At 63.6% G+C, this 12,914-nt stretch carries 14 protein-coding genes; 10 read left to right on the forward strand and 4 right to left on the reverse strand.

Annotation, left to right across the window (positions count from 1 at the left end):
- Nucleotides 1-48: 48 nt before the first annotated feature.
- Complete coding sequence (locus C2L66_RS17965; protein ID WP_060604091.1) at nucleotides 49-654, reverse strand: short chain dehydrogenase; 606 nt, start codon at nucleotides 652-654, stop codon at nucleotides 49-51.
- Between the two features lie 174 nt (nucleotides 655-828).
- Nucleotides 829-1,278: a DUF3005 domain-containing protein gene (locus C2L66_RS17975; protein ID WP_060604089.1), complete on the reverse strand. Its 450-nt coding sequence runs from the start codon at nucleotides 1,276-1,278 to the stop codon at nucleotides 829-831.
- Nucleotides 1,279-1,562: 284 nt separating this feature from the next.
- On the opposite strand from C2L66_RS17975, the gene C2L66_RS17980 reads away from it, so the two are divergent.
- The 4 genes from C2L66_RS17980 (at nucleotide 1,563) to C2L66_RS17995 (ending at nucleotide 4,751) form a co-directional block, all read left to right on the forward strand.
- Nucleotides 1,563-1,796, forward strand: a complete 234-nt coding sequence (locus C2L66_RS17980; protein WP_007586604.1) for a hypothetical protein — start codon at nucleotides 1,563-1,565, stop codon at nucleotides 1,794-1,796.
- A 171-nt stretch (nucleotides 1,797-1,967) separates the two neighbouring features.
- Entirely contained in the window at nucleotides 1,968-2,900 is a 933-nt protein-coding gene (gene epsC / locus C2L66_RS17985; protein WP_054932877.1) for a serine O-acetyltransferase EpsC, read from the forward strand.
- Nucleotides 2,901-2,919: 19 nt separating this feature from the next.
- Entirely contained in the window at nucleotides 2,920-3,747 is an 828-nt protein-coding gene (locus tag C2L66_RS17990; protein WP_060604086.1) for an AraC family transcriptional regulator, read from the forward strand.
- A gap of 83 nt (nucleotides 3,748-3,830) precedes the next feature.
- Nucleotides 3,831-4,751, forward strand: coding sequence for a DMT family transporter (locus C2L66_RS17995; protein WP_060604083.1), 921 nt, complete (start codon nucleotides 3,831-3,833; stop codon nucleotides 4,749-4,751).
- 175 nt (nucleotides 4,752-4,926) lie between these two features.
- On the opposite strand, the gene folE is transcribed toward C2L66_RS17995, so the two are convergent.
- Nucleotides 4,927-5,556, reverse strand: coding sequence for a GTP cyclohydrolase I FolE (folE, locus tag C2L66_RS18000; protein WP_007745422.1), 630 nt, complete (start codon nucleotides 5,554-5,556; stop codon nucleotides 4,927-4,929).
- Nucleotides 5,557-5,673: 117 nt separating this feature from the next.
- The gene (locus C2L66_RS18005) at nucleotides 5,674-6,597 is read right to left on the reverse strand and encodes a LysR family transcriptional regulator (RefSeq protein ID WP_054932874.1); all 924 of its coding nucleotides are present in this window, start codon (nucleotides 6,595-6,597) and stop codon (nucleotides 5,674-5,676) included.
- A gap of 139 nt (nucleotides 6,598-6,736) precedes the next feature.
- Between C2L66_RS18005 and C2L66_RS18010 the strand changes: the two genes are divergently transcribed.
- The 6 genes from C2L66_RS18010 (at nucleotide 6,737) to pcaC (ending at nucleotide 12,332) form a co-directional block, all read left to right on the forward strand.
- Complete coding sequence (locus C2L66_RS18010; protein WP_060604080.1) at nucleotides 6,737-7,915, forward strand: 4-hydroxybenzoate 3-monooxygenase; 1,179 nt, start codon at nucleotides 6,737-6,739, stop codon at nucleotides 7,913-7,915.
- A 326-nt stretch (nucleotides 7,916-8,241) separates the two neighbouring features.
- On the forward strand, nucleotides 8,242-8,943 hold the full coding sequence (locus C2L66_RS18015) for a 3-oxoacid CoA-transferase subunit A (RefSeq protein WP_036002191.1): 702 nt from the start codon (nucleotides 8,242-8,244) through the stop codon (nucleotides 8,941-8,943).
- Nucleotides 8,944-8,955: 12 nt separating this feature from the next.
- Entirely contained in the window at nucleotides 8,956-9,615 is a 660-nt protein-coding gene (locus C2L66_RS18020; RefSeq protein WP_060604077.1) for a 3-oxoacid CoA-transferase subunit B, read from the forward strand.
- Nucleotides 9,616-9,758: 143 nt separating this feature from the next.
- Complete coding sequence (locus C2L66_RS18025) at nucleotides 9,759-11,141, forward strand: 3-carboxy-cis,cis-muconate cycloisomerase (RefSeq protein WP_060604073.1); 1,383 nt, start codon at nucleotides 9,759-9,761, stop codon at nucleotides 11,139-11,141.
- 4 nt (nucleotides 11,142-11,145) lie between these two features.
- Complete coding sequence (pcaD, locus tag C2L66_RS18030; RefSeq protein ID WP_060604070.1) at nucleotides 11,146-11,937, forward strand: 3-oxoadipate enol-lactonase; 792 nt, start codon at nucleotides 11,146-11,148, stop codon at nucleotides 11,935-11,937.
- Nucleotides 11,934-12,332 (forward strand): 4-carboxymuconolactone decarboxylase, encoded by a 399-nt coding sequence (gene pcaC, locus C2L66_RS18035; RefSeq protein ID WP_054932870.1) that lies wholly within the window; start codon nucleotides 11,934-11,936, stop codon nucleotides 12,330-12,332. The genes pcaD and pcaC overlap by 4 nt, the downstream gene beginning before the upstream one ends.
- Nucleotides 12,333-12,914 lie beyond the last annotated feature (582 nt).

Here is a 12,914-nt window from a genome sequence, read left to right on the forward strand (position 1 = left end):
ACGAGCGCACGACAACGTGCGCTCGCGAACAGAAGCCAACCCAATGTTCTAGTAGCCGACGCGATACACGCGTCCCGTCTGCGCGCCCTCGACGCTGCGCAGATACGCCTGCGCGGCCTTCTTCGCGTCGACAGGTTCGAAGCCGCGGAAGAACGGCGCGTAGCTTTCCATCGATTCCGTCAGCACCGTCGGGCTCACGACATTGATGCGAATGCCGCGCGGCAGTTCGATCGCCGCGCCGCGCACGAAGCCTTCGAGCGCGAGATTCACTGTCGTCGCGCTGGCGCCCAGCTTGATCGGCTCGTCGGCGAGAATGCCGCTGGTCAGCGTGAACGAACCGCCGTCATTCACATACTTCTGCGCCGCGAGCACGACATTGATCTGTCCCATCAGCTTGTCGCGCAGGCCGACCCAGAATTGATCGACGGTCATCTCGGGCAACGGGCCGAAGTGAACCTTGCCCGTCGCCGTGACGACGCCGTCCACTTTGCCGATTGTCTGAAACAACCGTTCGACGCTCGCCGGGTCCGTGCTGTCGACCTGATGCGCGCCACGCGTCGCGCCGACTTCGATCACTTCATGCCGCGCTTTCAGTTCGGCGGCGACGGCCTGTCCGAGCGTACCCGTTGCACCGATCACGACGATTTTGCTCATCTGCTGCTCCGTGGATGAAATTGCGCCGATTGTGCTGATCGTTTCAAACGCGAAAAAGATGCGCGTGCGACGAAGTCATGCAACCAGGAGTTTCGAATCGCATCGACATTCGCAAAAACGCGAACGCGCACGACGCGCCACGCGACGGCGCATCGTGCGGCAGGCGCGCGGCATTCACTTGACGCGCTCGAGTTCGATCACGCGCATCGGCCGCTGATGATTCAGCGCGAAATGAATGCGCCCGCGCGTGCGTTGGTCCGCTGGCGTCGTGGCTTCATGAAAGCGGTCGTCGAAGTGCTCGGCGGGCTCGGGCACCGTCATGCCCTTGTCGATCACGCGATAGCCCGGCTCCAGCGCGAGCAGCAGATGGTTTCCGCCGATGCGGCTGTCGAATCCCGCCAGTTCCGCATACGGGTTGTCGGGCACGCTGTTGACGAGCGATGCGTTGCTGGTGGTGATCTCATCGGGGCCGATCGGCGCGTGGCCTGCGATGCGCGCGGCTTCGTGATTCTTGCTGTCGGTGTCCACCGTGCTGTCGTGCGTGCGGTCGTTGTGCATCTCGGCGCTGCGCGCGACATGGGTTCCTGATTGTGTCGCCGGTATCTTGCGGGTGTTGAGGCTCATTTTTACGCCCTCCTTGACTCATGCCTTCAAAGCATTGGGAGCGAGCAAAACTCGTTCCGCGTGAGCGCCCAATCACGTTGGAATCCACGCGCGACGGCGCTTAGGGTAACGCGCGAATTTTTACTATTTTTTTGGTGGACGCCCTTTTCCTACAGAGTATTATTCTGGTTCGAGTGCAGCAACGCATACAAGAGCATGACCGCCGCAGTCTCATCGACTGCCTCGACACACGGCATTGCACTCGCAAAAGGACCATCTATGAGGCAGTCAGGGGCGGGTGACTCATGCACGTTGATGCTGCATTCACACATCGTGGCTACTTGCTTAACTGCGCGCCGGCGCGCGCGGGCGATGGGACATGGCAACCGTATGTAGTCGTGTCGCGCTCCAGCGATGGCGAACTCGTCGCCAACCGCTTCTTTCCCACCGACCTCCGCTTCACTGACGAAGCAGCCGCTATCGCGCATGCTCGCGACTGGGCGGTGCGCTGGATCGATGCAAGCAGTATGACCGTATAGCACGTCATTTGCTACGCACTCCCGCGCATGCAACGCCCGGTACTGCATGAGCCGTTCCTTATGCGTTCTTTATGCAATCCGCACCGGCGCCCGGCGGCGTGCGCCGAAACGCGGTAATCTCTGGGGACAATTCACTTTCGTCGCGCTTCGCGCGCGACTGCCGTTCTCGCCATGTCAAATGTTTCCTCCCACAACTGGGGCCTCGAACAGATCGTCGCCGAACTGCGCGCGTCGCGTGAGGAACTGCATCGCACGCGCCATCCGCGCGGTATCCGCGAACTGCCGTCGCGCGACGGCGTGATCAACATCGTCGCGGGATTGCGCGCCGCGCTTTTCCCGACGCACTATGGCGCGCCCGATCTGACCGACGAGAGCGTCGATTATTACGTGGGTCATACGCTCGAAAGCACGCTGCGCCTGCTGGCCGAACAGATCCGGCGCGCGCTGCGCTTCTTGCCGGAGCACGCAGAGACGCCGGATGCCGATTTGAGCGCGCTCGCATTCGACGTCGCGCGCCAGTTCGGCAAGCAGTTGCCGGGCATTCGCGCGTTGCTGGTCAGCGATATCCAGGCGGCGTATGTCGGCGATCCCGCCGCGCAGCACATCACCGAAATCCTGCTCTGCTACCCGGGCGTATGGGCGATGACGCACCACCGGCTCGCCCATGCGCTGCACCAGCTTGGCGTGCCGCTGCTGGCGCGCTTCATCAACGAGATCGCGCACTCGGCGACAGGTATCGACATTCACCCGGGTGCGCAGATCGGCCCGAGTTTCTTCATCGATCACGGCACGGGGGTCGTGATCGGCGAAACGGCCATCATCGGCGAGCGCGTGCGTGTCTATCAGGCGGTGACGCTCGGCGCGAAGAGCTTCGCCGCGGACGAAGACGGCACGCTCGTGAAAGGCAATGCGCGTCACCCGATCGTCGAAGACGATGTCGTGATCTACGCGGGCGCGACCATTCTGGGCCGCGTGACCATCGGACGCGGCTCGGTGATCGGCGGCAACGTGTGGCTCACGCATAGCGTGCCGCCGGGCAGCAGCGTGTCGCAGGGCAAGATTCGCGAAGGCGAGCGCGGACGCAACGACGAAGGGCGGCGCTGATGCGCGGGCGCCTGAGACGATGAAGCCGCGCGGGCGCGTCCAGATGTTGCGTTGCGCGCTCGACGGCGTCGAGGCGACCGTCGCGCACACCACTCACACGTTTGCGCGTCATTCGCACGATCGCTTTGGCATCGGCATCGTCGTCGCTGGCGGACAGCGTTCGGCAAGCGGGCGTGGACCTGTCGAAGCGCGCGCGCACGATGTCATCACCGTCAATCCCGGCGAAGTGCATGACGGCAGTCCGCTCGACGAACACGGACGTGCCTGGCGGATGCTGTATTTCGAGCCGTCGCTGGTGATCGGCACGGTCGCCGAATGCGCGGAGTCACCGTTGCGGGAAGTGGAGTTGACGCGCCCCGTGTTGAACGACGCGCAACTATCGCTGCGGTTTGCGCGACTTTTCTCCGTTGCAGTGCATGAGGCAAACGAGGGCGCGTCGCCCGACAATCTCGCTTGCGAAGAAGCGTTGATCGCGTTGCTTTCTTATGTGGGTCAATACCACGCGACGTCATTGCCGCACAGACCCGAACGCATCGGCCCTGTCTCGCGCGCAAAAAACCGTATCGATGACGATCCCGTGTCGGCATCGACGCTCGCCGATCTCGCCGCCGAAGCCGGTATGAGCCGTTTTCAGCTGCTGCGCAGTTTCGCGCATGAAGTCGGTTTGCCGCCGCATGCCTACCGGATGCAGCGCCGTGTCCTGCTGGCGCGGCAACTGATCGCCAGCGGGTCTACGCTGGTGGATTCCGCTGTCTCGGCGGGTTTCTCCGATCAAAGCCATATGACGCGCGCGTTCGTGCGGCTTCTTGGTGTCACGCCCGCGAGCTACGCGTCCGCCGTCCGCTGATGATCTTCTGCAATAACGTTCAAGACCGCGCGTGAGCGCGGGCCGTACGCTCGCCTCATCGTTCGATACGAGGAGGCAGTGGCATGAACGTGCGTTACGTCGGATATTCCTTTTGTGCGCTGGCGATGATCGGCGTAGGCAGCACGGTCGTCGTCAGCAAGGCGATAGCGGGCGGCTTGCCGCCGTTTTCGGCGACGGCTTTGCGCTTTGCGATGGCGTTTCCCATCTTTGCCGCAATGATGCGTTGGCGAAAAGTCCGCTGGCCGAAGCTCGACGCGCACGATGCGTTGCTCGTGATCGCGCAGGCGGGCGCGGGAAGCGTCGGCTATACGGTTTGTCTGATCGGCGGGATGCGGCTCGCGTCGGCCGCCGATGCGGGTGTGATCGCGGGGACCTTGCCCGCGGTATCAGCGGGCTTCGCGGCGCTCGCGCTCGGCGAGCGGCCGTCACCCGCGCTGCTCGGCGCGATTGCGCTCGCGACGCTGGGCGTACTCGCCTGCACAGTGCGCCTCGACGACGTGGCGGTCGCGAGCGGCACGCATTCCCTCGCGGGTAATGCGCTGGTATTCGCCGCAATCGTCTGCGAAGCGCTCTTCATCTTGCTCAACCGCAAGCTGCACAGGCCGGTCCCGGCTCTGCCGCTGTCCGCGCTGATGAGCGGAATCGGCTTGCTTGTCGCGATCGTGCCCGCCTGTTTCGAGCAGCCGTGGCGCCTGCCATTCGATGCGAACGTCGTCGCCGCGCTTACGGGCGTCGTCTATTACGCGCTCGTGCCGACGGTGCTTGGCTTCGTGTTGTGGTACGCGGGCGCTTCTCGCCTCACCGGCGCGGAAGCGGGCCTCGTGACAGCGCTGGTGCCTGTGTCGACGCTCGCGCTTGCATCGGGCGTGCTGCATGAGCCGATCAGCCATGCGCAGATGGTAGGCGTCGCGTGTGTGCTGGCAGCGGTGCTGCTCGCGACGTTCGGACGGTTTCGGTCGATGAGAATGCGCGCGGAAGCGTGAGTTGGTCGATCCTGGCTTTGCTTGGGCCGCCTCAGACGCCAGAATTTTTGCCGTTTATGCAACTTCAATCAGAACCACTAAGCGTGCTTTGAGAGCTGCGGCACTGACCAGACCGTTGAGACAACCACGCGCCATCCGCGCGCGTGGCTAAAGCGGGCCAATCAACCTCGACCAATCAGGTATTCGCCACGCTAACGGAAGTCGGGCCGTGGACAATCGACAGAAACTCCCGGCGCGTCGACGGGTCGGTGCGGAAAGTCCCGAGCATGCGCGACGTCACCATCTCGACGCCGGCCTTGTGCACGCCGCGCGTCGACATGCATTGATGCGATGCTTCGAGAATCACGCCTACTCCCTTCGGCTGCAGTACTTCGTTGAGAGTGTCGGCGATCTGCACCGTCATTTTTTCCTGAATCTGCAGACGCTTGGCGAACGCATCGACGAGCCGCGCGAGCTTCGAGATGCCCACCACGCGATGCTCCGGCAGATAAGCGACGTGCGCGCGCCCGATGATGGGCACCATGTGATGTTCGCAATAGCTTTCGAAGCGGATGTCCTTCAGCACGATCATCTCGTCGTAGCCGTCCACTTCGGAGAAGGTGCGCGCCAGGATCTCGCGCGGATCGACTTCATAGCCCGCGAAAAATTCTTCATACGCCCGCACCACGCGCGCGGGCGTGTCGAGCAGCCCTTCGCGCTGAGGATTGTCGCCGGCCCAGCGCAGCAGCACGCGCACGGCCTCTTCGGCCTCGTCGCGGGACGGCCGGCCGGGTGCGTCGGCGGACGTTGTGTTCTTCGTATTCATCCTTCGCTCCAATTCCATTAAAACGCGCATCGCACGTTGCGGCATTGTTCCATGTTTCCTGGCCCTACGCCGAGCAGGGATATGCGTCGCGGCTCGTGCGGGCGTGACGGGCGGGGATCATTTCGGCCACTCGTCCTTCGCATCGTTGAACAGCTCCGCGACCACGCCGCGCAACCAGCTCGCGCGCGGATCGTTGTGGAACTTGCGGTGCCAGTGCTGGCGCAAGTCGAAGCGGGGCAACGGCAAAGGCGGCTCGACGAGCGTGATCGACGCGTGTTCCGACACGTACGCGAAGCCGATCGCGTGCGGCACCGTCGCGATCAGATCGGTGCGCGCGAGGATGAACGGCAGGCTCATGAAGTGCGGCGTCTCCAGCACGGCGCGCCGTCGGATGCGCTTTTTCTCCAGATACTGCTCGAGCACTTCCTGGCTGCGTCCTTCGGCGCGCACGACCGCGTGGCCCAGGCCGATGAACTGATCGAGCGTGAGCGGCGCGCCCGCGAGCGGATGATCGCTGCGCATCAGACAGATGAACCGGTGTGTGAACAGACGCTGCTGGAAGAAGTTGTTCCCGGAGAGATCGGGAAAGTAGCCGACGGCGAGATCGACATCGCCCGATTCCAGCCCGCGCTCGACATGCGCGGGCGGCAACGATACCGAACGCAGATTCGCATGCGGCGCGCGCTCGGCGAAGAGTTGCAGCAGCCGGGGCAGGAACACGATTTCGCCGACATCGGACAAGGCCAGCGAGAACGTATGCGTCGACGTCGCGGGATCGAAGTCCTGCGAGTCGAGCATGCCTTTCTCGATGCGCGCGAGCGCCTCGCGGGCAGCGGGAATCAGCGCGAGGGCGCGCGGCGTCGGCTCCATGCCGCGCGACGTGCGCACGAACAGCGGGTCGTTGAAATATTCGCGCAAGCGACCCAGCGCGGTACTCACGCGCGGCTGGCTCACGCCGAGACGTTCGGCGGCGCGGCTCACGTTGCGCATGTCTTCGAGCGCGACGAGGTAGGGAATCAGGTTGAGATCGAGTTCGGCCATGCTTAGGCGCGCGCGGGAATGTAACGCTGCACAGTATCGGTTATGCGTATACAACCTATCCTAAAAATCGCGTTGTCGCATATTCGGGAAAGCGCCGAGAATCAATTGATGACTCGAACAAAAGACTCGGAGACGAACGATGCGCACTCAAGTTGCCATTATTGGCGCGGGTCCCGCCGGTCTGCTGCTGTCGCATCTGTTGCGGCTGGCGGGGGTTGAATCGGTGGTGCTGGAAAGCCGGTCGCGCGAGCACTGCGAGCATCGGATACGCGCTGGCGTGCTCGAACAGGGCACCGTCGATACGCTCGATGAAGCCGGCCTCGGCGCCCGGCTGCGGCGCGAAGGGCTCGTGCACCATGGCATCGAATTGCTGTTCGAGCGCAAGCGGCATCGAATCGATCTGACGGCGCTGACGGGCGGCCGCGCGATCACGGTGTATGGGCAGCATGAGGTGGTGCGCGACATGATCGCCGCTGCCGTCGAACACCAGCAACAGCTGTATTTCGACGTGTCCGACGTGTCGCTGCACGATCTGACGGGCGACGAACCCTGGGTTCGATTCACGCACGATGGCGCCGTGCAGCGCATCGACTGCGACTATGTGGCGGGCTGCGACGGCTTTCACGGCATCGCGCGGGAGTCGATTCCCGCCGACGCGCTGCAAACGTTCGAACGCGTCTACCCTTACGCATGGCTCGGCATCCTCGCCCACGCCGCGCCGACCTGCGACGAACTCGTCTACGCGCATCACGAGCGCGGCTTCGCGCTGTTCAGCATGCGTTCGCCGGAGGTGACGCGTCTCTATCTGCAATGCCGTCCCGACGAAGACCTGGCGCAATGGCCCGACGAGCGCATCTGGGCGGAACTTCACACGCGCTTCGAGAACGCCGACGGCTGGCTGCCTGCCATCGGCGACGTCGCGCAAAAGGGCGTGACGCCGATGCGCAGCTTCGTGTGCGAGCCGATGCAATACGGGCGCCTCTATCTAGCCGGGGACGCCGCGCACATCGTGCCGCCGACGGGCGCGAAGGGCATGAACCTGGCCGTCGCCGACGTGCGCGTGCTGTCGAAGGCGCTCGCGGCGCGTTATCGCGAAGGCCGCGACGACCTGCTTTCCGCATATTCGGCGACCTGTCTGGAGCGCGTCTGGCGCGCCGAACATTTCTCGTATTTCATGACGAACATGCTGCATCCGTCGTTCGACGACACGCCGTTCGTCAACCGGCTGAAGATGTCCGAACTGCGGTACGTCGCGCATTCCGATGCGGCTTCACGGATGCTGGCGGAGAATTATGTGGGGCTGCCGTTTCGCGACTAAACCACGACCCGGCGGCAAACCCGGCGGCACGCCGCCGCATAGGGCAAACCACGAAACCGTTGCCTTGACAAGAGATGCGAGCGCAAACCATAATGCGCCGGTACGTTCGCTAAACGAAACTGTGTTCGCATAGAGAACTTTTCGAGAGTTCGACGGGCGACAGGAATTGAAGGGCGAGCCAAACACATGCGGCCTCCAGGAGGTCTGCATGCCGTCGTCAGCAGGCTATGCAGGACGAAAGCGGACGTGGAGACCGTCCGGCGCGCGTTTCACCGTTAATGGGGAAGCGCGCGGCGCGGATCGACGCGTTTCAGAGGATATTCGACATGATCAACAAGATTTTCGAGTCACTCCAGTCGGCGGTTGCCGACGTGCATGACGGCGCGACCGTCATGATCGGCGGCTTCGGCACGGCGGGCATGCCTTCCGAGCTGATCGACGCGCTCATCGAACAGGGCGCGAAAGAACTCACCATCGTCAACAACAACGCCGGCAACGGCGATACGGGCCTCGCCGCGCTGCTCAACGCGAAGCGCGTGCGCAAGATCATTTGCTCGTTCCCGCGTCAGACCGATTCCTACGTCTTCGACGCGCTCTATCGTGCGGGCGAAATCGAACTGGAACTCGTGCCGCAAGGCAATCTGGCCGAGCGCATCCGCGCGGCGGGCGCGGGCATCGGCGGCTTTTTCACGCCGACGGGCTACGGCACCAAACTGGCCGAAGGCAAGGAAACGCGCGTGATCGACGGCAAGCATTACGTGCTGGAGGCGCCGCTGCACGCGGACTTCGCGCTCATCAAGGCGTACAAGGGCGACCGCTGGGGCAACCTGGTCTATCGCAAGACGGCGCGCAACTTCGGCCCGATCATGGCAAGCGCGGCGAAGACGGCGATCGTGCAGGTGTCGGAAGTGGTGCCGCTCGGTGCGCTCGACCCGGAAGTGATCGTCACGCCGGGCATCTTCGTGCAGCGCATCGTCGAAGTCCCGCAGGCGGCTCACGCCTCGCAACGCCCCGAACAAGCCGCCTGAAGGAGACCGGACATGAAACGACTGACCCGCGATGAAATGGCGAAGCGCGTCGCGCAGGACATTCCTGAAGGCGCTTACGTGAACCTCGGCATCGGCGTGCCGACGCTGGTGGCGAACCACCTCGACGCGAACAAGGAAATCTTCCTGCATAGCGAAAATGGCCTGCTCGGCATGGGCCCCGCGCCCGCCAAAGGCGGGGAAGACGACGAACTGATCAACGCCGGCAAGCAGCACGTCACGCTGCTGACGGGCGGCGCGTTCTTCCACCATTCCGATTCATTCGCGATGATGCGCGGCGGCCATCTCGACTACTGCGTGCTCGGCGCGTTCCAGGTTTCGTCGAAGGGCGACCTCGCGAACTGGCACACGGGCGCGCCGGATGCGATTCCCGCTGTCGGCGGCGCGATGGATCTGGCTATCGGCGCGAAGCAGGTGTTCGTGATGATGGAGCATCAAACCAAGCAGGGCGAAAGCAAGATCGTCGCCGAGTGCTCGTACCCGGTGACGGGCGTCGGTTGCGTGGACCGAATCTACACCGACCTCGCGATGATCGACGTGACGAAAGACGGCCTCGTCGTGCGCGAAATCTTCTCGGATATCGACTTCGCGGAACTGGAAAAACTGACGGGCGTCGCGCTGATCGACGGCACGCAGCAGGCTCGCGCGGCCTGAGCGATACACAGACGCGACACGTAGCAGCCACGCGCGCGCAAATGCGCGCGTGACCTCTGCGCGGCGTTCGGCGACAATGAAGCCGAACGCCGCGCGCTGACAGGCGCGACCCAACGCGCATTCATCCCAAAGCACAGAACATCATGCTAGAAGCTAGCGCTCGCTTGACTGGCCTGATCTGCGGCACGCCGCCGATGAACGACATCTGGTCGCCGCGCGCGACGCTGCAACGGATGCTCGACGTCGAAGCGGCGCTGGCGCGCGCATCGGCGGCACATGGCGTGATTCCGCAATCGGCCGTGGCCGCCATCCAGTCGACCTGCCGCGCGGAAAAACTGGACGCCGACGCGCTCGCCCGCGACGCCGCGCTCGGCGGCAATCTAGCGATTCCCCTCGTCAAGCAACTGACTGCGCGCGTCAAGGACGCCGACGCGGAAGCGTCGAAGTTCGTCCATTGGGGCGCGACGAGCCAGGACATCATCGATACGGCGACCGTGCTGCAACTGCGCGATTCGTTCGATCTGCTCGACGGCGCGTTGTCATCCACCTGCGATGCGATTGCCGCGCTTGCGCAGCAGCATCGCGCCACGCCGATGATCGGCCGCACGTGGCTGCAACAGGCGCTGCCCATCACGCTCGGTTTGAAGTTCGCGCAATGGCTCGACGCGCTGCTGCGTCATCGCGAGCGGCTCGACACGTTGCGCGAGCGCGTGCTGGTATTGCAGTTCGGCGGCGCGGCCGGGACGCTCGCGAGTTTGCGCGACAAGGGCGGCGTGGTGGCCGCCGCGCTGGCGAAGGAATTGAGCCTGGCGATGCCTGCCGTGCCGTGGCACACGCAGCGCGACCGCATCGCCGAAACGGCGTCGTTCTTCGGCATGCTGATCGGCACGCTCGGCAAGATTGCGCGCGATATCTCGTTGCAGATGCAGACCGAACTCGGCGAGCTTGGCGAGCCGGTTGCCGCCGGCAAAGGCGGCTCGTCGACGATGCCGCACAAGCGCAACCCGGTTGGCTGCGCGGCCGTGCTGACGGCGGCGGCGCGCGCGCCCGGCCTCGTCGCAACCGTATTCGGCGGCATGGTGCAGGAGCACGAGCGTGCGCTCGGCGGCTGGCAGGCCGAATGGGACACGCTGCCCGATCTGGCGCGTCTCGCGGGCGGCGCGCTGGCGAACATCGAACAGATCGCGCAGGGACTCGAAGTGAATATCGAGCGGCTCGCGGCGAATCTGGAGGTGACGCATGGGCTGATTCTCGGCGAAGCGGTGATGCTCGCGCTCGGCGACCGGATTGGCCGTATGGATGCGCATCATCTTGTCGAGCATGCGTCGAAAGAGGCTGTGAAGAGCGGCAAGACGCTCTTCGACGTGCTGGCAGCCGATGCGTCCGTCACGCAACATCTGCCCGTCGAGCAACTCAGGCGTCTGCTCGATCCGGCGCATTACGTGGGCAGCGCGCACGCTTTCGTTGACGCCGTGCTGGCTCTTCATACCGCGCGCAAAGCGCGCGCGAATCAACATCAGGAGTAAAGGAATGCCTTACGCCGCAGTCAATGGCATCGAGCTTCACTACCGGATCGACGGCGACCGGCACGGCAGCGCGCCGTGGCTCGTGCTGTCGAATTCGCTCGGCACCGATCTGTCGATGTGGACACCGCAGGTTGCCGAATTCGCGAAGCACTTTCGGGTGCTGCGTTACGACACGCGTGGCCACGGCCATTCGGAAGCGCCGAAGGGACCGTATTCGATCGAGCAATTGACGGGCGACGTGATTGGTCTGCTCGATACGTTGAAGATCGCGCGCGCGAATTTTTGCGGCATTTCGATGGGCGGATTGACGGGCGTAGGCCTTGCGGCGCGCTACGCGGACCGCATCGATCGTGTCGTGCTGTGCAATACGGCGGCGCGCATCGGCTCGCCGGAAGTCTGGGTGCCGCGCGCGGCGCGTGCGCGCACGGAAGGCATGCTCGCGTTGTCGGATGCCGTGTTGCCGCGCTGGTTCACGGCGGAGTTCGTTGCACGCGAGCCGCTGGTGTTCAACTATGTTCGCGACGTTTTTGTGCACACCGACAAGGAAGGGTACGCGCTGAACTGCGAAGCGATCAATGCGACGGATTTGCGTCCTGAAGCGCCCGGTATCAAGGCGCCAGCGCTGGTGATTTCGGGCACGCATGATCTTGCCGCGACGCCTGCGCAAGGCCGCGAGCTGGCGGCGTCGATTCCGGGCGCACGTTATGTCGAACTGGATGCTTCGCATATCTCGAACATCGAAGTTTCCGACGTGTTCACGAAGACCGTGCTCGATTTTCTGAAGGGGCAGCGATGAACGACGATCAACGATACGACGCGGGCATGGGCGTGCGCCGCGCGGTGCTGGGCGATGCGCATGTGGACCGGTCGCTGGCGAATCGCACTGAGGTGACGGAGGAGTTTCAGAACTTCATCACGCGGTATGCGTGGGGTGAGATCTGGACTCGCGAGGGGCTGCCGCGGCATACGCGGAGTTTGCTGACTATTGCGATGATGGTCGCGCTGAATCGCAGCGAGGAACTTGCACTGCATTTGCGCGCGGCGCGGAATAATGGGGTGACGCGGGAGCAGGTTAAGGAAGTTCTGTTGCAGACTGCTGTTTATTGTGGCGTGCCGGCGGCGAATTCTGCTTTTCATCTGGCTGATAAGGTTTTTAAGGAGCAGGATGCGGAGGATGTTCCTAAGGGGTAGGTTCGGGTAGGGTTTTTTTTGTTTGGCGAAGCCGTTGTGATTTGTGTGTCACGCGGCTTTTGTTTTTTTGCTGCGCAGGCTTTGGGGTGGTGTGCTTGTTGTTTGTGCTGGCATCCGCCGATTTGCCTCTTCGCTGGCGTCCGCGAATTGTTAGCGTGCTTCAGGCGTCGCCCCTGTGCGGGGCGGCACCTACTTTTCTTTGCCGCCGCAAAGAAAAGTAGGCAAAAGAAAGCGGCTCACACCGCCAATTCTTGACGTTTGCCCACGGGCCCCCAACGTCCCCATCCTTCACACGGCAATCACGTCATTCGTGTTCGTTGCCAGCGCTCTTGCTGAGCGCCTCACCCGCTTCACGCACCCGCGTTTCAGCATGCCTCACCAGCCAGTCCACGGCCGCCCAGGTGGCAAACTGTGTGTAGGCCGTAGTGCCTCACACGCCTCACTCCGGACCGTTAGCACACGCGTTCCACCCTGTAAGAGCGCCACCCTGTACGACGCGACGACCTACACACAGTTCGCCACCTGGGCGGCGCATACCATTCGCTGCCGCTGGCTCATGTATGGGTGTTTGAAGTGGGTGAG

Source organism: Paraburkholderia caribensis (assembly GCF_002902945.1).
Classification (GTDB): Bacteria; Pseudomonadota; Gammaproteobacteria; order Burkholderiales; family Burkholderiaceae; genus Paraburkholderia; species Paraburkholderia caribensis.

Bases quoted from the DNA above. Each gene is read 5' to 3' on its own strand.
- C2L66_RS17975 (WP_060604089.1), bottom strand. From the start codon at position 1,278: ATGAGCCTCAACACCCGCAAGATACCGGCGACACAATCAGGAACCCAT.
- C2L66_RS18005 (WP_054932874.1), bottom strand. From the start codon at position 6,597: ATGGCCGAACTCGATCTCAACCTGATTCCCTACCTCGTCGCGCTCGAA.
- C2L66_RS18025 (WP_060604073.1), top strand. From the start codon at position 9,759: ATGCTAGAAGCTAGCGCTCGCTTGACTGGCCTGATCTGCGGCACGCCG.
- pcaD (WP_060604070.1), top strand. From the start codon at position 11,146: ATGCCTTACGCCGCAGTCAATGGCATCGAGCTTCACTACCGGATCGAC.
- C2L66_RS17965 (WP_060604091.1), bottom strand. From the start codon at position 654: ATGAGCAAAATCGTCGTGATCGGTGCAACGGGTACGCTCGGACAGGCC.
- C2L66_RS18015 (WP_036002191.1), top strand. From the start codon at position 8,242: ATGATCAACAAGATTTTCGAGTCACTCCAGTCGGCGGTTGCCGACGTG.
- C2L66_RS18020 (WP_060604077.1), top strand. From the start codon at position 8,956: ATGAAACGACTGACCCGCGATGAAATGGCGAAGCGCGTCGCGCAGGAC.
- C2L66_RS17995 (WP_060604083.1), top strand. From the start codon at position 3,831: ATGAACGTGCGTTACGTCGGATATTCCTTTTGTGCGCTGGCGATGATC.
- pcaC (WP_054932870.1), top strand. From the start codon at position 11,934: ATGAACGACGATCAACGATACGACGCGGGCATGGGCGTGCGCCGCGCG.
- epsC (WP_054932877.1), top strand. From the start codon at position 1,968: ATGTCAAATGTTTCCTCCCACAACTGGGGCCTCGAACAGATCGTCGCC.
- folE (WP_007745422.1), bottom strand. From the start codon at position 5,556: ATGAATACGAAGAACACAACGTCCGCCGACGCACCCGGCCGGCCGTCC.
- C2L66_RS18010 (WP_060604080.1), top strand. From the start codon at position 6,737: ATGCGCACTCAAGTTGCCATTATTGGCGCGGGTCCCGCCGGTCTGCTG.
- C2L66_RS17990 (WP_060604086.1), top strand. From the start codon at position 2,920: ATGAAGCCGCGCGGGCGCGTCCAGATGTTGCGTTGCGCGCTCGACGGC.
- C2L66_RS17980 (WP_007586604.1), top strand. From the start codon at position 1,563: ATGCACGTTGATGCTGCATTCACACATCGTGGCTACTTGCTTAACTGC.